The organism is Mucilaginibacter metallidurans, from assembly GCF_003286435.2.
Classification (GTDB): Bacteria; Bacteroidota; Bacteroidia; order Sphingobacteriales; family Sphingobacteriaceae; genus Mucilaginibacter; species Mucilaginibacter gossypii.
In genome coordinates, this window is sequence record NZ_CP043449.1 from 7156335 (window position 1) to 7177570 (window position 21236).

A 21236-nucleotide genomic window follows, 5' to 3' on the forward strand; every position below is an offset into this window, starting at 1 on the left:
TAAAAAGATTATTTTTTTGCACCAGGCCATTGCTCTTTAAAAAGCTTATCGACAGCTTGATTAAACTCCTTACTAAAAACAGGTTCGGCAGGTCCGCCTTTTTTGAGGTCATACACGTATGGTACTATGTGATCTTTGTTGTTAAATAGCTTGTCGTTATTACTATCCGATTGAACTTCAATAAGCAGCTTATTTGTTTTAGCAACACGTTGCCAGCTAACAACATTGAGGTTTGCGGGCGAAATCTGTTTGAAGTTATTTCCGGCATCGTCGGATGTGAAAAGATATTTCGGATCAGCATAGGTGAGTTTTTGATCTTTGTTAAAATCCTCAATTATTACCGAATAACAAATCAACTTCCCATCAATATTCAAGCCTTGTGCTGGGTTAGGATCATGCACTTCTGATGAATATACATCTGGACCCGAACTCAACTCTTTCTGATCTTCATATTGGAGAATTATCATTTTACGGTTATCGAGTAAATGATATTTTTTGCTTAGCGAATTATAAAATGCAATATTCCAATAAGATACCTGTTCGCTCGATTTGAAACTCATTCTATCGTCATCAATTGGATTTGCCAACGGAAATAGCACATTTTGCGAACTGTCTAAAAGTACGGGATTGCTAAAGTCAGTTACAATAGGTTGGAAGTTAGCGGCTGTGTCTTTATAAGTAAGCTCATTATTCGCCGAATGATCAGAACTATTGCCACATCCTAATAAAAAAACAGAGCTGATAAGTAATAACTTGCTTGAAATACGCATTTGTGAACGGTTTAAATTATTGATATAAATATAGCCATTTACATCAGAGAGTTAACAGCCGTTAAGTTGCTATAACTATCGCCCTCAAACCTTACCTTTGCCCCAACATCTATGAACATCCTCATCGTAAACAACACCCCAATCCCGGCAACAAAATATGGCGGCACCGAGCGTATCATCTGGTGGCTTGGCCGGGAGCTAAACAGGCTTGGTCATAAAGTTACCTATTTAGTGGGGGAGGGCTCAACCTGTCCCTTTGCAAAGGTGCTGATCTACGATCCGGCTGTTGATATCAACCAACAGGTGCCTGATGATATTGATGTGGTACATTTCCAGTTCCAGGTGAGTGGTTTTACTAAAAAGCCTTATATCGTAACTGTTCATAATAACCCTGGTGGTGTGCAATTAGATGTTAACTCGGTATTTGTATCGGCTAATCACGCTCAACGACACGGCTCAACGGTTTTTGTACACAATGCTATAGACACTTCTGATTACCAGAAACCCAATCTCAACAATAAACGAAGCCATACCCATTTCCTCGCCAAAGCAGCCTGGCGGGTTAAAAATGTAAAAGGGGCTATTGATGTAGCTACCATGAGCGGTAATAAGCTGGTTGTACTTGGAGGTACCCGGCTTAACTTGAAAATGGGATTACGCTTTACACCCAACTTAAATGTGCGTTTTAAGGGAATGGTTGGTGATGAGGCAAAATCGGTAGTAATGAACGGTTCAAAAGCCCTGCTTTTCCCGGTACTGTGGCATGAGCCATTTGGAATAGCTATTGTTGAAAGCCTTTATTTTGGTTGCCCGGTTTTCGGTACGCCATATGGCTCACTGCCTGAATTGGTGCCCGCTGAAGTTGGCTTACTTTCGGCCAGTAAATCGGAATTAGCCGCCGGACTTAAAAACGTTGAAAGTTTTAATAAACAATATTGCCATCAATATGCTGCCGATAATTTCAGTATCGGCAAGATGGCAAAGGAATATTTAGCCCTGTACGAACGGGTTTTGAACGGTCAGGTGTTAAATTCAGTCAAGCCCGAACTGATCAACCATGATCAACCCAAATACCTGCCCTGGAATAATTAAAATTCAGCTATTTTTGGGCATAAATATTTTTAGTGGAGAGTACAGCAGCTTCAATTTTTTCATCGCAAAAACGGCCTTATTTTATTGTGCTGTTATTAGCTATCGTGCTTAATGTAGCCGGTATCGGCATCAAATTCTTTACTGATGATGGGGCCTTGTATTCGGCCCTGGCCCGGAGCATGGCACAAAGCAATAACTTTACCGACTTGATGTATCACGGTGCCGACTGGCTTGATAAACCGCATTTCCCCTTCTGGGTTATCGCTATCAGTTTTAAGATTTTCGGCATTAATACTTTTGCTTATAAATTGCCCGCCCTGCTGTTTTTTTTCATGTCGGTGGCGTACACTTACAAACTTGCCAAAAAGTTTTATGGCGATGAAACAGCTATTATCGCTATCCTGATCCTGCTTACCGCGCTGCACAGCGTGATGTCAAATACGGATGTACGTGCCGAACCTTATATTATGGGCTTGCTGATGGGCGCTGTTTATCACTTTTATAAGGTAAAAGAACGGTTCAGCATGGCCGATGTGCTGCTGGCATGCATATTTACTGCCTGCGCAGTGATGACTAAAGGCATCTATCTGCTCATCCCGATTGGAGCGGCTATCATTGGCGATTATTTATTTAAGGGAAATATCAAAGGCGTGTTCCATTGGAAATGGCTGTTCTCGTTTATATTGGTGGTGATATTTACTTTACCCGAAATTTATTCGGTATATACCCAGTTTGACCTTCACCCCGAAAAAGTTGTTTTCGGTCGCACCGGGATTTCAGGCATCCACTGGTTTTTGTGGGACAGCCAGTTCGGGCGTTTCAACAATAACGGTTACATTACGAATACACACGGCGACAAACTATTTTTTGTTCATACCCTGCTGTGGGCTTTCGCGCCATGGGCTATTCTCCTGTTCTATGCACTTTATGCTACCATCAGGAAAATGATTAAAGGTATAACCCAGCCCGAGTATCTATGTATCTCGGGAAGCGTATTAATGTTGCTGATCTTTTCAGCTTCCAAATTTCAGCTGCCATTTTACACTAATATCCTGTTCCCATTTTTTGCTATAATTACGGCGGTTTTTATTAGTTCATTAAAAGCTGGCGCCGAATTTAAGTTTTTCAAGATAACTCAATATATCATGACAGGGCTTTTATTGGTTGCTGTTATTGCGCTTAATTTCATTTTCGCGCCCGAATGCTGGCCTGTTTTTGTTTTGTTGATTGCAGGGTTTATTGGGTTGTCCATCTACATTTACAAAAAGCCGACTCAAATTTATCAGCCTGTGTTTTTATTTACCTGCTCCGTGTCTGTTTTAGTGAATGCTTACCTGGTGACCGTAGCTTATCCTATTATTGTTGATTACCGCGGGGATCTTTCGGCCGCCGAATACCTCAATCAAAACTATCCACGGGAAAAAGTGAGTGCCGCGGTTTTATCAAATACGTTCGATTTTTACTACAAAGGCGGCGTTACTTATAACAATATTGATGCTATCCTAAAAACCGATAGCCTGAAAAGCCGGATTATAGTAGCCGATAAAAAAGCGGTAGCCGAATTAAAAGACAAGGGGATTGCTTATACTATAATAAAAGCTTTCCATGATTTTCCTCATGAAAATCTGAGCTTGCCCTTTATCATCAAAAAGAAGAGGAGTACTACTTTGGATCAATTTTATCTGATCAGGATCAGGTAGAGTAATGCCCACTATAAATTGGCAATGCCCAAATTAACAACTACCTTCTTGTTTAAACGCCTTGATGGGAGCAACTGTTTAGGCCAGGTTTGTAATTATAGGGTGATAACACAAAACAATCAAAAGGCTGTCCCTGAGGCAGCCTTTTGATTGTTTTAAATAAATTTACCAGCCCGGATTTTGTGTTAATGCGGGATTAAGGGTAATTTGTTGTGCCGGAATCGGATATAAATAATTTTTTTCCGAAAAATTGCGCGCTGTATTGTCAAGGATCAGCTGGCCATTGGCATCTAACGCGTTGGTAGGGGCTGGCTTTAAAGCGTTTGGCCCAACATCGGCCTGTGTACCTTTAAATTTAATGCCTACCGGCCATGGGCTTACAAAAGCACTGAGGTTTCCATAGGCGGTACCGCCGGTGTTGCTAACCAGGTCGGTAGCGGCACTATGCCAGCGCTTAATATCGTCAAACCTGAAGTTTTCATAATAAAGCTCAATAAAGCGTTCCCTTCTGATCTCCGTACGCAGATCCAATCCGTTTGCACCTGCGAAACCATTTGTTAATGGCGGCATATTTTTATTAACACGCAGACGTACCAGGTTGAGCGATTTGTTGAGATCGGCATCTGTTATGGCACCGTCACGTTCATAAACCGCTTCAGCATAGTTCAGCAGTACTTCGGCATAGCGGATCACCGGGTAATCTTCCGACTCTTTGGTATCCGGGCAGTTGCGTTCGGTTACCCATTTTTGATTGGTATAACCGCCAATCTTAACAACTTTTCCCATAGATAAAGCAATATCAGCGGCGTCATTTAGCCAGGTTACCCGGTAATTGGCGTTACCGTACCAGTAGTACATATTGTTAACCTGGATAGTATACTTTAAACGATTATCGCGGTTTATAAATTCCGATCCGTAACTTTCAAAACCCTGGAACAGGGGCGATTTCTCAATAGGCAATCCATCCTGGCATAAAAATGCGTTCACGTATTTATGCTGAGGCCCAATCTGTGTTCCCTGCCTGCTGATATTTGTTCCGATTGTTTTGCTCACATCATCATAACGGTACGATAAAAGGTACTCATGATTAGCAGTTTTGGTAACTGAAGCCGGGTTTGATTTTGGATTTTCGAGGATAAAAAGGTACTTCTGCGCAGAGTCGCCCAATATGGTACTGTTACCACCCAGGGCATTTGAAGCTGCTGTACCAAAAAGTGCAAATTGATTGCTGGTTATCACCGCGTTAGAAGCCGCAGCCGATTTATCGAGCAGCATATTATAACGGGTTGCATCGCCGTTTCTGAATTTTTGCCATGTGCCTTCATAAAGTGCAACCCTGCCTAAAAACGCTTGCGCGGCAGGTTGGCTCACCCGGCCAAAATCCGCAGAATTGGCTAAGATGGATGCAGGCAGATTTGGTATGGCCGCTTCCAGATCGGCTACAATCTGATCAACTATCTGATCGCGAGATGTCCTGCTGCCATAAAGCTCTGGCGAATCAAGGTTCAGCGTTTTGGTGATCAGCGGAACCCCGCCATACAATTGCAGTAATTCAAAGTAGCAGTAAGCCCTGAAAAATTTAGCTTCCGCTACAAATTGGCTGATGCTGGCCTGGTCAGAAAAAGTGGCGGCCTTTTCAAGTAAATAATTACAATTCCTGATCCGGGAGTAGTTATTATTCCAGTACGAATCACTTGCCGGTACAGTATTGATACCGGCGCCATAAACGCCACCTCCGCCAAATACATCAGCACGCCCGTCATAATGAGGGTTATCTGCAAACGAATTGTTGAAATTACGGAGATAACCATAATATTGGTTAGCAAATGTTTTAAAATCACTGGCCGACTTAAAATATGCCGCATCCGATAGCTGGTCCTGTGGTTTAAGGTTAAGTGACTTGTTGCAGGCGAACAAGCCTGTAACAATAATTATTGAAAGGATACTGAAGATCCTCCGGTAAATATTTTTCATAATCATTTCAATTAAAAAGTGATGTTTGCGCCTACGGTTACATACCTGTAAAATGGATAACGCTCATTGCCTGCGGTGGTCCTGGTTATTTCAGGATCCCAGCCATCATGAATTTTGCTGTATTCCCACAGGTCGCTTCCCGAAATGTAAAACCTTAAACGGCTGATAGCTTTGGTGCGCTCTGTTAACGATTTTGGTAAGGTATAACCGATAACAAGGTTTTTCAGGCGTACATAAGCGCCGTTTTCAACAGACCAGCTGGAGATCTGGTAATTGTAACCATTAATTCCATTGCTATGCAGATTAGGGTAATAGGCATTCGTGTTTTCAGGGGTCCAGGTTTTACCAACCCATTGGGTGGTTTGCGCCTGATAAACGGCGGCAAAAGGTACGCGCCAGTTATTTGCACTACCATTGGCCCTGAATATTGTCCGTTTACCTACCCCTTGAAAAATGCTTGTGAAATCAAAACCTTTCCATTGCAGGCTTAATGTCAAACCAAAAGTATAGCGCGGAATGTCGCTGCCTAAATAAACAAGGTCGCCCATGTCTTTTGCCGATGTACCTGTAGTAAGTTTACCATCGCCGTTAACATCAACAAAATAATTATCTCCCGGACGTAAGCCTGAGTTTTGACCCGGCAGGTTGGTTAAAGGGGTAGCTACAGGGATGCCAATAGTATTGATCACACCGCCGGGGGCATAATAAGTGGAGTTATAGGTATCAACCTGTGCCTGTGTCTGGAAACGGCCTCCGTATTTAAGGCCGAAATATGATCCAAGCGGATACCCCTCAACAGTGGCGTTATAACCGGCACCTAACGCCGGAACGCCGTTAAAATATACCAATTTGTTTTGGCTGTTGGTAATATTACCCGAAATGCTGTAAGTTACCTGCCCAACGTGGTCTCTCCAGGTTAATTGCCCTTCCCATCCCCAGGTTTTCAGGTCGCCGTTATTTGACTGGGGTGCGCCAATACCCAAAACGGCCGGATAGGTAACACTCACCAGCATGTTTTTATTCTGATTACGGAACACTTCAAAAGTTCCGTTTAAGCGGCCGTTCAGCAAACCGAAATCAATACCAATGTTCCGTTTAATAACAGTTTCCCATGTCCTGTTAAGCGAAACCAGGTTTCCGGTGGTTGTAGTAGCGGTTGCGAGTGCTGAACCTAAAAGGGTATTGCTATTGCCGACATTAAGCGATTGCAGGTAATCATAAAGGCCGATGCCACCCTGGCTGCCCGACGTAGCGTAAGAGGCCCGTAGCTTTAACTCGCTAAAAATATTTGTTTTCTTGATGAAGCTTTCTTCGCCTAAGCGCCAGCCGCCCATGAGGCTGTAAAATGGTTTCCAGCGTTTATCTGCAATAAATTTTGAAGAACCATCATACCTGCCGGTTCCTTCAAACAGATATTTGCCTTTATACGCGTAGGTAGCTCTTGCAAAATATGAACCCAGGGCGTAGTGGTTGCGCTGTTCGTCGTTGGTTACAAAACCGGCCAACGAACTGCTCAGCCCCAAATTTAAAGAAGGCACATCATCGCTGCCCAAATTGTAGGTACGGGTATTAAACATATCATACTCATCCCTTTCGTAGGAGCTGCCGATCATTAATGATACGTCATGTACTTTGTTAAAGGTATTGGCATAGGTTACGCGGCCAATGAGGTTATAATATTTATCATTGATATTAGCACGGAAATAGTTTTGGCTCCCTCCTGAAGTACCACCGGCCGGTGCGGTAGTCCCGGTCAGGTATTTATCATCATATGAATAAAGGCGAACTGTTTTGGTTTGCACACGGTCATCCTGCCACCAAACGTTATATCCCGCTGTTCCGGTAAAGGTAAGGTGCTTCATGAAATTATAGGTAAGCGTTGAGTTTAACAGTGCCCGGCTATTATTTTCCAGGTTGTCGCCTCCATCCCTTAATAGTCCCGCGGGACTTGTTACTCCTCCCCACTGATATGGCCGGCCAGATTGCGTGAACATAGGCAAACCGATCTGAAATCCGTTTCCAAGCGCACTGTAACTTCCGGAAGTATACATGGTTGGCTGCTGGATGTTGTTTTGCTCAAGCGAAATATTGGTTTCCAGTTGCACTTTATCGCTGAATCTGTAGCTGTTATTAAGTCTGAGGTTATAACGTTGATTACCGTTATTGCCTATCCGGAGCTGGCTGCCGTCATTTAAATACCCTAACGAAACACGATAAGTGTTTTTTTCTGTTCCGCCTGATACCGAAAAATTGTGTTGTGTTGAAGTCGCCCTTCCCCATATGTACTGTTGTAGTGATACATCAATAAAGTCGAGTTCCTTTACATCGAGGAATGCCGGTACAGGCAAGCCGTTATAAAACGAATTTGCAGTGATACCTCCGGTGGTGTTTCCGGGAATCTGCGATGCCAGTACCACCGTGCCTTTATTGGCCAGCGCGAAGTTGGCCAGTTGGTACCAAAGGTCGGTTGTTGGCGCTACTCCATAGTTATCATTTGTTCGGGCCTGAAGCAGGCCATTTGCCCACTGATCAATGTTGGTCATCTTGGGCTGAAGGCCTAATAATTTCTGGGACACAGAAGGGTCATACTGGATCACCATTTTACCTGCTTTACCTTTTTTGGTAGTGATCAGTACAACACCATAAGCAGCGCGTGCACCATATATTGAAGCCGAGCCATCCTTCAAAACTGAGATATTGTCGATATCATTAGGGTTGATAGAGTTTAGCTCGTTGTTATTGTTAAGGGCAACCCCATCCAAAATGACCAAGGGATCCTGTCCGTTAACGGAGGTTGCACCGCGGATCTGGAAGTTCCAGTTTTCGCGACCCGGCTGCGCCGAACTCCTGGTTACCACCATGCCCGGAACCTGGCCCTGTAAATTGGCAATAGGGTTATTGGTTGGCCCGCGGTCTTCAAATACTTTTGCACTAACTGTGGCAATAGCACCTACCACCGACGGTTTCTTTTGTGTACCGTAAGCAACCACTACAACCTCTTCCAGATCGCTTCTTTTGTTTGATAACTGAATGTTGATAACAGGGTCATCGCCAACGGTCACTTTACGCGTGTTATAACCTATAAAAGCGAAAGATAACTTTGCTCCGGGATTAACGGTTAGTTTGTACTTGCCGTTTACATCAGTTTGAATGCCATTGGTAGTGCCAATAACCTGCACAGTTACACCAGGTAAAGGGTCCCTGGAGACAGAATCTGTTACAGTACCGCTGATTTGACGGCTTTGCGCCGCAGCATGATAGCCCATGCCTACCAGCAGCAAAAAAACTAAAAGGCACCTTGCCGAATACTTTTTTTGGTAAAAAAAACTCATAGTTTTTAAATTTTAGGTTTATGACTTAGTGTAATGATCGACGCTATCCGCTCAATCACTATAAAGACACACGCAGGATTTTATTATACTCATTAATGAATGAGATTCTTTTTGGCAGGGAGCTTTGCAGAATTGAAAGAGAGGGGATGTTTGAGTAGATTGCAAGAGGGATGGTGATTGGGGATTGTACTAAATCGACGCTTTAGATGGATTTATTTAAGTAGGGTTCGCGGTTTTCTTTAACAAAGAAGCGTAGCTTAACTGGCACGGAAATGCCAGGCAAATGCCAATGTTGCTTGCGTCCTCCTGACCCACAGGTCGGAGTTTAGCCTGCAGGTACCGGTGTACATAAAGCATCGTATCCTAAAGGTTTTATTAAACAGTCGGTTTATCCGTTCACAAAAAGTCTGTTTGATACGGATTTAAAAAATGGAGGAAAGGAGCGAGCTATAGTTTGCATCAGGAAAGGAAACTAAAAAGCTGCATTTTGTAAGGTAAATAATTTTATTACTTTAAGGGCTTTAATAGCCGCTATGTATTTAAAAAAACACTTTTCCATCGCAATTCTTTCAGTTCTTACATTTTTTTTGTCGCTGTTCAACACCGCTAAAGCCAGTGACGGCCCTAATATCCTTGAAGCTCAGGCTTTAATAAATCGGGTAACCCATGGCAGAGCGAGTGAATTTCATTTACAGCCTATAACAGCTACTGTTGATACTTTTTACCTCGCTAATGAGGATAACAAAATAGCTATTAAAGCAAGCAGCACCATTGCCATGGCTAAAGGGTTTAACTACTATCTGAAAAACATTTGCCATGTTTCCGTAACATGGTATGCTGCAGATTCAGTAATAATGCCCGCAGTTCTTCCAAAAGCATTCACTCCGGCAGGTGAGCGCTGCCGTTTTGATAACCGTTTCTTTTTAAACTATTGCACTTTTGGCTACACCACGGTTTGGTGGAAGTGGAGCGATTGGCAGTACTTTATAGACTGGATGGCCATGAACGGGATTAACATGCCGTTGGCTATAACCGGGCAGGAATACATCTGGCAACGCGTTTGGCATAAATTTGGAATGACGGATGAACAATCGCGCGCATTTTTTACCGGCCCCGTGCATTTACCCTGGCAGCGTATGGGTAACCTTGACCGCTGGCAGGGGCCACTTCCACAAAGCTTTATAGATGGACAGTTCGAGCTTCAGAAAAAAATACTGACACGCGAGAGGGCCTTAGGAATGCACCCCATTTTGCCGGCTTTTGCAGGGCATGTGCCAAAAGACCTGAAAAAGAAATATCCTAATATTAAACTCACTGATCTGGGCTCTTATGATACAGGCACAGAAAATGACGCTTATTTTCTTGACCCGATGGATCCGCTTTTTGTTAAGATACAAAAGGAATACTTGAGTGAACAGCAAAAACTTTTGGGTACAGACCATTATTACGGGGCAGATCCTTTTAATGAGATGGACCCACCAAGCTGGGAGCCATCATACCTGGCAAAAACAGCGGCAACCATTTACAGCGGTATGAAAAGCATAGACCCTAAAGCTGTTTGGATACAGATGGGCTGGACATTTTATTACGACCGTAAACACTGGACCAACCCAAGATTAGAAGCCATGATAAAGGCTGTTCCGCAAAATCACATGATGATACTGGACTATTTTTGCGAGCAAACCGAAGTATGGCGCGTGACGGACGGTTTTTTTAATGCACCATACATCTGGTGTTACCTCGGAAACTTTGGGGGCAATACACAGTTAGCCGCTCCGGTTTTAAAAACTGCAAAACTTTTAAGTGCAACAGAGGATGACCCAAACCACCGGCAAATGACAGGCATCGGCTCAACGCTTGAGGGTTTTGGCGTAAATGAATTTATGTTCGAGTGGCTATTTGATTACGCCTGGAATACCGATGCCAAAGACCCGGCCGATTGGATAAAAAAATATGCTGAAAGCCGCTGCGGGCATAATGATCCGGTTATTGCAGCTACCTGGACAAAGCTGCTCCCGGTAATTTATAATTCTGATGTTTCGGGTGTAGGGCTTGGTAATATCATACAATCAAAACCGATGTTAAAAGGGAACGGAGGGTTTACCTGGCTCGGAAAATACAATTACCAGGCATTGGCTAATATTTTTCCGCAATTCCTGCTTGCCGATTCAGCATCAAAGGCCAATCCTAACTATACACGAGACCTGGCTATGCTGGAGAAGCAGGTGCTGGTAAACCTCGCTGTGTCGTTAAGGGATTCTGTTGGCAGGGCATACCATTCAAAAAATCAGCAATTGTTTAATAAATACACCGGCTTGTTTCTTGATTTGTGCGACGATGTGGACCGTATAACAGCTACTCAGCACGAATTACTATTAGGTGCATGGATAAAAGAGGCCCGCGATTTTGGCTCGACGCAGGAAGAAAAAAACTATTACGAAAAAAACGCCCGCCTGCTGATAACCACCTGGGGAGGAGAAGGCAACGTTACAACCGATTATGCAGCAAAAGATTGGTCGGGAATGATCAGCACTTACTATAAAGGCCGCTGGACTTTGTTTTTTAATGAACTACGTAAAACCATTGATACCGGCAAAGAACCAGACATGGACGCCTTTGATAAGCAACGCGCCGCTTTTGACTGGAAATGGGTAAACACCAACCAAAGCCAGCAACCTTTTAAATGGAATACAACCGGAGATACTTATTCGGTAGCGCTGGGTATTTATAAAAAATGGGCACCTTATTTGTAATGAAATATAAGTTTAAAAACTATAGTTCAATTAGATAAAAGTAAAGCTTAAAATAAGCAAGGCCCGGCAGAGATGACGGGTTTTGTTATTTAAATGGAGTTTGCGTTTTGTTTAAAAAATGCCCCCAATTGGTGCGAGAGATGCTTCCGCTGGCCAAATGTGGAAAATGATAACACGGATGGTGGAATATAAACTTGTCAGTGTTCAATTTTTTAAAAAGCAGCTGTTCAACTTTTGGGAAGGCTATTTTGTAATAGCTTGATTATCAAAGATGACTTGTTCAAAACACGGTTTGATGTATTTTAAACCAAATGTAAGTTGTTGATTATTAGCGCTATTTTTTTGGCGAAAAATACCAGGTGTTCACACTTTTTAAAATTGAACACCTGTGAAATGAGTAATCATCCTTATGTTTTCGAACGCTCAACACAGGCCGCTAATACCAGCTCAAGCACCGGCCGTGAAACCGGTTTGCTAAAAAAGCCGGTGACATAGCTATAGCTAAGCGCCCGCTCACGGTCTGTTGGATCGATGGATGAGGAAAATACATAGAGGAGTGGTTTAACCGGCAATGCAGGGTACAGGTCCCTAAAGCCTTCAAGGAAATCCCAGCCATCAAACCTGGGCATTCTAATGTCCAGAAAAATAACATCCGGGCAGTCCGCCGGGTTGTCTATCAATGATTTTAACGCATCTTCACCGTCGTAACTATGTGACACAGGTTTAAAATCGTCAATTCCTGCAATAAGCTTATCCAGTATAATATGGTCAAGTTTACTGTCATCAATAAAGAGTAATCGGAACATAATTGGTAATTATGATATTGTTGCATAAGTTAAGATATATTATCCGCTTTTAAAAAAAAATGGATAGTATTACTACGGTCAACCTGCAATTGGGAAAAGTTATTGTAGTATTGATTAATTTATTTAATAAATTATGTGTGTTTCTATTTTTGAAAGTAATAGCTAAAAGGGCACGTATTTCGCTTTTGCGCATACATACCCTTTTTAGTTTTAATGAACCAGGAATATCGCCGGTACCGGAGAAGCAAGCTTATAATTTGGTTAAAGCTATAACGTAGCGCTTTTTTCAACAATTACATTCCTTGCGCGCATATAGGTGGTTCCGGTAGGACCGGGTGATCCTGACGACCCTTCCATTTGGTAATCAATAATAATATTCAGGTTTTTCCCGACAAAGTTAGCGCCCGTTTGGGTGCTTTTTAAAACACCATCTATCCAGTATTCGATGGACACGTCGGTTGCATTGGTCTTGGTCATATAAACCGAATAAGTGTGCCAGTTTCCGGGGCTGGAAATAGTTGTACCCACACTCGACCAACCTCCGCTTGCGTTTTTGTAGGTGTTTGTCCAGCAGGTTGCACTTCCTTTAAATTCCATAAAGTCGCTTTCTGGTGGCCATGAGTCAGCTCCTGTAACCCAAAAGGCAGGCCATGTGCCAGTTTGTGATTCGCACTGAAATTCACCTTTAAAATGCCACTTAGGCCAGGAGTCGGTTACTACAGGTACGGTCTTGGCATAAACTGTCCCGGAATAATAATGGATCGGTAAATATGGATCTTTATTGCTGTTGCCAACGCTGCCGCTGGGCGCACTGGTTAGTGTAAGCACGCCTCCGGAAACTGAAATATTTTGAGAGCGCATACGGGCAGACCCATTATGATCAGATCCCCAGGGATACAGGTCATTCCAATAAGTGCTGTACGAGCTAAAGGAGGTAGAAGGAATAACATTTACCCATGATACCGTATTAGTTGCAAGATGACTGGCTGAAGTATTTGCGGCGGAGTTGACGGTGGCTGCATTATCTTTTCTACATGCAAAAAACGATGTAATCACAATAAATGCAATTAAAACAAAAGTTAAATTTTTCATAATAAAGATTTTTTTTAGGTTAATAGGTGTGCTTCTCCCGATAGTTAATGAGAGTACTGGTTAATTGGTGACACAAATTAACATACTTAAAATTCCATGGATAGGGGGCAAAACTGGAATTTATGGGGGTTATTATATATTAATATTATAATATAACGATACGATAAAGCGATTGGAGAGAGTGCCCCGAAATGCCCGGAAATGAAAAAGGTTGTTTTCGGGATGAAAACAACCTTTCAGAGCTTACTGTCGCCGGTTATTTCCAGATAGATTTCAATCCGGAAATGCTGATATTATTAATGGCTAATTTTCCGGTGGTTTTAACTGCAAGGTTGTTGAAATCTTCGGTTGGGAAATAGATTGCAGTCATGGTGGTTAAACCTCCGTCGGCAAATAACTCTACCGATGATTTGTCGACTACCAAAATGACGTCGGAATTTTTAGCAGTGCTTAGTCTCGGAGCCGTAAAACGGCCCGAAAAATTCTTTTGGAAATCCATTTTTCCGGCTTTGGTACGATCTATATAGTATTCATCTTTTGCAGGGTCATAACCAATAAGCAGTTCTTCACCTTTAGTGTTTGACAGCCCGATGCTATAATCTTTTAAGGTAGCAAAACTCATTTTTAAGACATACCGGCTTTTGAGCTTATTAATTTTTGAAGTAAGATCAAGAGACCGGTTAACCAAGGGTTGCTTTAACACAATTGTTTTTTCTTCAATATTTTTTAGCTCAGTCACCGGTTTGGATACCAGTAAAATTTGGCCTTTGCTTTGTTTCAGGCTAAGCTCACGTGGAATGGTTGCAGCATTACGCCAGGCCTTTGTGGGTACCTGGTTGGCATATTGCCAGTTGCTCATCCAACCTAAAAATATTTTACGGCTGCCGGTATTGCTCCAGGTAATACCGGCATATTCGTCGGGGCCGTAATCAAGCCACCTGGTATTTGAATCAAGTGGACTAAATTTGTTCCCGTCAAAATCTCCTACAAAATATTGCGTTGCCGAACCGCCGTTAGGCCCGCCGGGATTAAGGTTTACGATCAAAATCCAGTAGGTTTTCCCGTTCATTTTTAGCGGGAACAGATCGGGGCATTCCCATACGCCACCGTGCGCACCTGCTTTGATACCGAATTCGCTTTCTTTTTTCCAGTTTTTCAGGTCAGGGGCCGAATAGAAGGAGATATGATCTTGCGTTGCAAGGGTCATTACCCATTTTTTCTCCGGGCCATACCACATGACTTTGGGGTCGCGGAAATCCCGGACTCCGGGGTTTTTCAAAACCGGGTTGCCGCTGTATTTAGTCCATGTGCCGCCGCCATCCAGGCTATAGGCAAGGCTTTGGTTTTGGAACTTATCGGTGCCCTCTTTTTCTCCTTTAGGATCATGATGGGTGAATATGGCCACCAAGGGTATTTTGCCATTTTTACCAAACCCGGTTGTATTATTGGAATCGACAACAGCGCTACCAGAAAAAATATATCCAAGGCTATCAGGATATAAAGCGATAGGTAACTGTTTCCAATGGACCAGGTCCTTACTTTCCGCATGCCCCCAGTGCATTGGTCCCCATACAATGTCTTTAGGATAATACTGGAAAAATAAATGATAAGTATGGTTATAATAAACCATACCGTTTGGATCATTCATCCAATGTTGGGCCGGTGAAAAGTGTACCTGGGGGCGATGCTCATCGGCATAAGGTTTTGGGGAGGAATCCTGGGCCTTACAAATACAGTTTAAAGCAATAAGGAGAGGCAGTATTAATGTGCCGCATTTTGTTTTCATAATTTAAGCTTTTAATAGGTTATACATTTGGCAGGGTATGCAAAAACTTATGGTATTTGGTATAAAAAAGGGAATCCCGGCCTGAGTTATCAGGCCAGGGTTCCGTTGTTTAATTATAGTTTAATAGCCAGGGTTTTGTTTATATAAACCGTTGGTGAACGTAATCTCCGATTGCGGAATCGGAAGATATTCATCTCTTCCGGCAGTAAATTTAGCCGTTGCTAAAAATGGTCTCCTAACTTTTTCCACGTTAATGTAGTCGTTTAAAGTTGTTTCTGCAATTCCCCATCTAACTAAGTCAAAGAAACGTGCCCCTTCGGTAGCAAATTCCAATCGCCTTTCCCATTGCAAAGCTTTACGGGCATATTCCTGTGTCCAGTTTGCCGGGCTGTATGGTTTTACATTGTAGGATGAAGGGAAAGTTCCATCCAGCTTTTTAAGCCGCCCTGTACTGGCTGCCGCCCTGTTTCTGATTTGATTAATTAATGGCAGCGCACTTGCCTGTTGCCCTAACTCAATATAAGCTTCGGCCTGCATTAATAAAACGTCATCATACCTGATGATATCATAATTTTTTGCCGAGCCCATAAACGGTCCCAGTTTAAAATAAGATGCGCTTGTAGCTAACTGCTGGTTACGCATGGTATGAAAGTTGCCATAAACTCCCGGGTCACGCACCCAACTGTTACTAAAAGGTTTGGTGTTATCATATTTATACGGATGCCCGTCTATACCAACAGTATGGTCTAACCTGGTATCTACAGTGACTTTTGACAGATCGGCTATGCTGTTATTGAATGTATCAAAGTTAGGTAAACCATTGGCATCAGTTGTATAGGCATTTACTAAATTCTGACTTGCAGCATGGAACCCGCAGCAGCCGTATTGAGGTGCCCCGTGCGGATAGTTTAAGCCATCTTCAAAATTTAAACGCCCGGTGGTAGTACCATCATTGATTGTAAATTGTATGGCAAATACCGATTCCGGTCCGTTCTCTGTTTCGGGTAAAAAATTATCAGCAATATCTGCACTTAAGGAATATTTACCGGATGCGATAACTGCTTGCGTAAGTGTAACAACCTCCTGTAACCTTGTTTTATTGATATTGATCACATGGTGTTTATCATCCTGCTCATAGGCCTGGTACAATCTTAATTTAGCTAAATAAGCCTGAGCGTTTAATTTATTGGCCCTGGCCAGATCGGGTTGCGTAGTTGGTAAATTATCAACTGCATATTGAAAATCAGCGGCAATTTTATTCCATGAATCGTCGTTTGATAAAGTATTTGAAACTTTCAGGATGTCGGCAGCAGTTGCGGTTTCGTCAAAAATGGGGATGTTTTTGTATAGCAATTTCATGGTAAAATAGCTATGTGCCCGCAAAAACCTCAGTTCGGCCAAACGGACCTTTTTGTTTGGGAATTCAGCATCCGAAAGTGAGTTAACTGCCCTAATCGCCACATTTGCCCTTGAAATAGATTTAAACAAATTTTTCCAGGTGCGTGACACAAACGAATCCATTGAGGGTGTTACCAGGTTGTAATGTTCCAAAGCGTCAACTTCGCCAACATCGCCTGTACCGCCGCCGCCCTTATAAGCGTCATCTGAACGAACGCTGCCATAAGCCCAGTCGCTGTATATAGGCCCTATCATATCACCGTTTCCAATAGCTGCATAAGCCGCGGTCACCAAACCTTCGACTGCCGTTGGTGACTTTAAATCTGAAGAAGATAACACGCCCTTTGGAGTATAATCTAATGCTTTTTTACAGGAGCTAAAAATTATTAGCCCCGATAAAATAGTTGTTACTAATATTTTCGATTTCATATTGAATGATTTTTATTGTTAAAAGGATGCATTGACGCCAAAACTGAAGATCCGCGGAATTGGGATAGGGTTGAGGTCAATCCGCTCTGGATCAGGGCTTAGGTACTTACTGCTTTTTACAGTAAATATGTTTTCGGCCATGGCAAACGCCCTTAGCCTGGTAAATACAGCTTTAGGTAAAATGGTATATCCAAGTTGAAGGTTCCTTAATTTAAAATAGGAGGTGTTTACAATGAAGTAATCGGAAGTACGGCCTTCGTTGTTATTGTCTTTTAGTGTTAATGCCGGTACGTTGGTGTTGGTATGCTGCGGTGTCCAGCCATCAAATACACCCGGGCCTACATTTTCCCGGCTATGCATCAAATTGTTAAACAGAGTATATACGTCAAACCCCTTTCGGCCGGCAACACCTGATCCGAATATGGATAGGTCGAATTTTTTATAGGTGAGATCAATTCTTGCGCCGTACTCTAAAGCTGGTAGTGTAGTGCCTATCCATGTTTGATCGTTGGCGTCAATTTTTCCGTCGTGATTGATATCAACGTAACGGATCCTGCCCGGCCCGGCGCCGATTTGCGTTGGGGCAGCATCAACTTCGGCCTGCGATTGGAAAAGGCCATTGGTTTTATAACCAAATATATCAAACTGTGAATGCCCTATGATGGTATTATCTATATTGCCCGGGTAGGCTGGTCTAACGTTCTCTGGTAAATCGGTGATCTTATCCCTGAAATGAGAGAAGTTTAAAGTTACATTGTAATTAAAATCTCCTGACCGTTGGCCATGATAGGTTACTAAAAACTCCCAGCCTCTATTGGTTTTTGATGCACCGTTAACAGTTTTAGATTGTCCTTCGCCCAGTGCCGATGCAACGGGAGGCGTAATCAGGATGCCGGTGGTTTTTCTGGTAAAATAATCGAATGAAACGGAGATCTTACCGTTTAATATAGCAAAGTCCAACCCGGTATTCAATTCGTCGGTTGTTTCCCATTTAAGAGCAGGGTTTTCTGCCTGGGTTTGAACGAAGCCCGATGGCAGTGATCCTGTATTGGCGCCGGATAATGAATATGCAGTGCCCACATTCATATATTGTTCCCAAAAGCCGGGTGTAAGTTGGTTTTGGGTAGTGCCATAGCGTGTATTGTAAAGCGCGTAACGCGACAGGTCGCCGATTTCCTGGTTACCTACCCGGCCTATGCCTGCCCTTAATTTCAGTTCAGAAAAAAGGGTGCCGTTTTTCATGAAATTTTCCTGGTCTATTTTCCAACCGACTGAAGCGGACGGGAAAATACCGTATTGATTATTGGCACCGAACCTTGATGAACCGTCACGACGAACGGTAGCCGATACTAAATATTTGCCTGCATAATTGTAATCAAAGCGGCCAAACTGCGAAAATAAACTGTTACCTGTTGATCTGCCGGTAACAATAGTATTTCCTGTGCCGGCATCTAAGGTAAAGTAATCTTCTGTTTGGATGGCGTATCCTTGTTTCAGGGTAGTTTGAAAATCAGTAAAGGTTTTAATATACTCTGTACCAACTAATATTTTAAAATGATGCTGGCTATTCAAATCATAGCTGTACCTCAAAGTGTTAGAAAGCGTGGTGCTCAGGTAGTGATTCTGATCAAAAAATAAGCTGTTGGTAGTGCGGTTTAATGCACCCTCCGAAAAAGTTGGCGTGATTACCTTGCTCAGGTAGTCTGCATTATCGGCACCATAATTTGATCTGAAAAATAAATTCTTAATTGGTTGTACCTCTAAAAATACGTTACCAAAAGTGTTTAACCTGTTGGCGTTATTCCATTTCGCGAGGTCCTGCATGTGCAATGGGTTGTTCCTGTCTGAGTAGCCAGCCCCTGATTCGCCGGCATAGGTTACACCATCTTTTTGATATACCGGGATGGTTGGTGCCAGCGTAACCGCCAGGAATGGAGTAGTAGCGCCACCCAGGTCTGTTGTGGTAAGAGTTTCGTTTGAGTTGGTGATTTTTATATTGACGCCGAAGGTAACTTTGCCATCAAAAGGCCGCGTTATGGCATTAATGCTACCGGTGGTACGGCCGTATTTGGTAAAGCGCACAAGGCCGGTGTTTTTGATGTTTCCAAAATTTATTTGGATAGAAGAGTTTTTGTTGCCTACCGAAGCCGTGAAATCATTATTGTAGACAAAGGCTGTTTTATATAATACACTTTGCCAGTCGGTATCGCCGGCGGGCGTGTTGGGGTCGCCGCCTACAAACGGTTTAGGCGTAACGCTGTTTAAAACAGGGTTACTGAAATTATTATTCCAATCAAAGTTATAGATCTCTCCATAACCCGCGGCGGGGTCCTGCCCGTCGTTAACTGAAGCTTGCCACAAGGCCCTGCCTCTGTCTACCGAGTTCAGCATTTTAAACCGTAACGATTTTTCGGACTGGATTGAAGTACTGTTATTGAACTGAAACTGTACCTTGCCCTCGGTGTTGCCACCGTTTTTTGTTGTAACGATGACAACGCCGTTAGATGCGCGTGAACCATAAATTGATTCGGATGAGGCATCTTTTAATACCTGAACTGATGCAATATTTGAAGGCGACAGGTTTTGAAATACTTCCGGCCTGGTGGTTGGGATTCCATCAATAATATACAGCGGGTTATTGTTGCCCAAAGTATTGGCGCCCCTGATCAGGATCCTGCTGGTTGCTCCATTTGCCGAGCCATCTTTTTCAATATATAAACCGGCAACACGCCCCTGTAAGGCCTGCATGGTATTTCCCGAACTATTGTTTTTTACCGGTGCCAAATCAACAACCGCAACTGCGCCTGTTAAATCCTTCTTTCTTTCAGAAGTGTAACCGGTTACAACTACTTCATTCAGCTTGTTTTCCGCGTCTTTAAATACTACGTCAAGTGTTTTGGTATCCGCAGTGATAGTAACCAGTATTGGTTTGGCGCCTACATAAGAAAACCGCACTGATTGACCATTTTTTACATTGATGCTAAACTTTCCGTTTGCATCTGATAGTGTTGATTTTTGGGTTTCAACAACCACTATAGTAACTCCATCTATAGGTTTCGAGGAGTTATCTAACACAGTCCCGGTAATGGTACGGGATTGCGCATATCCTTCACTTATGAGCAGTATAAGAAAGGAACAAATAAGTAATAATTTTCTCATTGATTTTTGTTTAAGAGTAATTGGTTTGATTAAAACATCTTGTTTATAAAGTCTTGGTATTCTTTGATTTTATAATCCGGACAACCTCCTTTCTTCGTTGCAATGAAGCCGCCCATCGCTATTGCATTTTTTAATAAAATTTCTGGTGATTCGCCACGGTAATGGTTGGCTATGAATGCCGCTAAAAAGGAATCGCCGCTGCCTATGGTATCGCTTACTTTTACCTCGCGCCCGGCAATGTGATAAGCTTTTTCTTCTTTGTAATAGGAAGCGCCAAACTCGCCTTTGGTAACTATGATTTCGGGTATGTTAAAATGATCCTGGATAAATTTGATCTGTTCCGATTCTTTCCAGAACGAACCTCTGAACAGGCCCTGCACCATCTCAAGCTCGGCCTGGTTAAATTTTACGATGTTGGCTTTGTGCAGCAGATCGGCCAGCAGGTCACGGCTTATAAAGGGCGGTCTCAAATTAATGTCGAATACTTTGATAGCATCGCTTTCCAGCAGCTCAAACAAGGTATTACGCGATACGTTGTTCCTTGACGCAAGGCTGCCGAAAACGAAATAGGTTGACGGCCTGATCTGTGTTTTAATATGCTCGCTGTCATTAATAAAGTCCCAGGCTACAGGAAAAATAATCTCGTAGGATACCTCGTTGCCATTATTCATTTTGGCGATTACCTGGCTGGTTGGGTGTTCGGTGTCAGTTTGCAGCAGGTGCTTTTTTATGCCCCAGTTATCGAGCAGGTTTTCAAGCTTTTGGCCATCGGCATCATTACCAATTTTACTTACCAGGCTGGCGGGCATACCCAGTTTATTAAGGTGGTACGATACATTCAGCAATGCCCCGCCGGGCTGCGGGCCATCCGGCAAAACATCCCAAAGTATTTCGCCGTAGCAAATGGCCGGTGTTAAGGTATTTGTATGTAAGTTCATCATTGCA

Annotated in this window: 12 protein-coding genes; 3 read left to right on the top strand and 9 right to left on the bottom strand. The window is 43.0% G+C overall.

All coding sequences use genetic code 11. The annotated features are described in order from the left end of the window. Window positions 1-8 precede the first annotated feature (8 nt). Window positions 9-770, bottom strand: a complete 762-nt coding sequence (locus DIU38_RS30945) for a hypothetical protein (RefSeq protein ID WP_112653977.1) — start codon at window positions 768-770, stop codon at window positions 9-11. 111 nt (window positions 771-881) lie between these two features. On the opposite strand from DIU38_RS30945, the gene DIU38_RS30950 reads away from it, so the two are divergent. Further along, window positions 882-1862 carry a glycosyltransferase gene (locus tag DIU38_RS30950; RefSeq protein ID WP_112653976.1) on the top strand — a complete coding sequence of 327 codons (981 nt, stop codon included), beginning with the start codon at window positions 882-884 and terminating at the stop codon, window positions 1860-1862. 32 nt (window positions 1863-1894) lie between these two features. After that, entirely contained in the window at window positions 1895-3562 is a 1668-nt protein-coding gene (locus DIU38_RS30955; RefSeq protein ID WP_112653975.1) for an ArnT family glycosyltransferase, read from the top strand. A 165-nt stretch (window positions 3563-3727) separates the two neighbouring features. On the opposite strand, the gene DIU38_RS30960 is transcribed toward DIU38_RS30955, so the two are convergent. Continuing rightward, window positions 3728-5536, bottom strand: coding sequence for a RagB/SusD family nutrient uptake outer membrane protein (locus DIU38_RS30960; protein WP_112653974.1), 1809 nt, complete (start codon window positions 5534-5536; stop codon window positions 3728-3730). An 11-nt stretch (window positions 5537-5547) separates the two neighbouring features. Continuing rightward, window positions 5548-8868 carry a SusC/RagA family TonB-linked outer membrane protein gene (locus tag DIU38_RS30965; protein ID WP_112653973.1) on the bottom strand — a complete coding sequence of 1107 codons (3321 nt, stop codon included), beginning with the start codon at window positions 8866-8868 and terminating at the stop codon, window positions 5548-5550. A gap of 533 nt (window positions 8869-9401) precedes the next feature. Here DIU38_RS30965 and DIU38_RS30975 point away from each other — a divergent pair. Next, window positions 9402-11621: an alpha-N-acetylglucosaminidase gene (locus DIU38_RS30975; protein WP_112653972.1), complete on the top strand. Its 2220-nt coding sequence runs from the start codon at window positions 9402-9404 to the stop codon at window positions 11619-11621. A 407-nt stretch (window positions 11622-12028) separates the two neighbouring features. Here DIU38_RS30975 and DIU38_RS30980 read toward each other — a convergent pair whose 3' ends face one another. The 6 genes from DIU38_RS30980 to DIU38_RS31005 all read right to left on the bottom strand — a co-directional run bounded on the left by DIU38_RS30980 (window position 12029) and on the right by DIU38_RS31005 (window position 21232). Continuing rightward, window positions 12029-12427 (bottom strand): response regulator, encoded by a 399-nt coding sequence (locus DIU38_RS30980; protein WP_112653971.1) that lies wholly within the window; start codon window positions 12425-12427, stop codon window positions 12029-12031. Between the two features lie 267 nt (window positions 12428-12694). Next, window positions 12695-13519, bottom strand: coding sequence for a family 16 glycosylhydrolase (locus DIU38_RS30985; RefSeq protein ID WP_112653969.1), 825 nt, complete (start codon window positions 13517-13519; stop codon window positions 12695-12697). Between the two features lie 256 nt (window positions 13520-13775). Then, window positions 13776-15305, bottom strand: coding sequence for a glycoside hydrolase family 32 protein (locus DIU38_RS30990; RefSeq protein WP_112653968.1), 1530 nt, complete (start codon window positions 15303-15305; stop codon window positions 13776-13778). Between the two features lie 120 nt (window positions 15306-15425). After that, window positions 15426-17132: a RagB/SusD family nutrient uptake outer membrane protein gene (locus tag DIU38_RS30995; protein WP_112653967.1), complete on the bottom strand. Its 1707-nt coding sequence runs from the start codon at window positions 17130-17132 to the stop codon at window positions 15426-15428. A gap of 18 nt (window positions 17133-17150) precedes the next feature. Continuing rightward, window positions 17151-20291 (bottom strand): SusC/RagA family TonB-linked outer membrane protein, encoded by a 3141-nt coding sequence (locus tag DIU38_RS31000; protein ID WP_112653966.1) that lies wholly within the window; start codon window positions 20289-20291, stop codon window positions 17151-17153. A gap of 29 nt (window positions 20292-20320) precedes the next feature. After that, a complete protein-coding gene (locus tag DIU38_RS31005; RefSeq protein WP_112653965.1) occupies window positions 20321-21232 on the bottom strand; it encodes a carbohydrate kinase family protein in 912 nt (303 codons plus the stop codon). Between the last annotated feature and the right edge of the window lie 4 nt (window positions 21233-21236).

What these genes read in the sequence shown, in the direction of transcription:
- DIU38_RS30945 (WP_112653977.1), bottom strand. Translation starts at nt 770, where the DNA reads ATGCGTATTTCAAGCAAGTTATTACTTATCAGCTCTGTTTTTTTATTA.
- DIU38_RS30950 (WP_112653976.1), top strand. Translation starts at nt 882, where the DNA reads ATGAACATCCTCATCGTAAACAACACCCCAATCCCGGCAACAAAATAT.
- DIU38_RS30960 (WP_112653974.1), bottom strand. Translation starts at nt 5,536, where the DNA reads ATGAAAAATATTTACCGGAGGATCTTCAGTATCCTTTCAATAATTATT.
- DIU38_RS30965 (WP_112653973.1), bottom strand. Translation starts at nt 8,868, where the DNA reads ATGAGTTTTTTTTACCAAAAAAAGTATTCGGCAAGGTGCCTTTTAGTT.
- DIU38_RS30975 (WP_112653972.1), top strand. Translation starts at nt 9,402, where the DNA reads ATGTATTTAAAAAAACACTTTTCCATCGCAATTCTTTCAGTTCTTACA.
- DIU38_RS30980 (WP_112653971.1), bottom strand. Translation starts at nt 12,427, where the DNA reads ATGTTCCGATTACTCTTTATTGATGACAGTAAACTTGACCATATTATA.
- DIU38_RS30985 (WP_112653969.1), bottom strand. Translation starts at nt 13,519, where the DNA reads ATGAAAAATTTAACTTTTGTTTTAATTGCATTTATTGTGATTACATCG.
- DIU38_RS30990 (WP_112653968.1), bottom strand. Translation starts at nt 15,305, where the DNA reads ATGAAAACAAAATGCGGCACATTAATACTGCCTCTCCTTATTGCTTTA.
- DIU38_RS30995 (WP_112653967.1), bottom strand. Translation starts at nt 17,132, where the DNA reads ATGAAATCGAAAATATTAGTAACAACTATTTTATCGGGGCTAATAATT.
- DIU38_RS31000 (WP_112653966.1), bottom strand. Translation starts at nt 20,291, where the DNA reads ATGAGAAAATTATTACTTATTTGTTCCTTTCTTATACTGCTCATAAGT.
- DIU38_RS31005 (WP_112653965.1), bottom strand. Translation starts at nt 21,232, where the DNA reads ATGATGAACTTACATACAAATACCTTAACACCGGCCATTTGCTACGGC.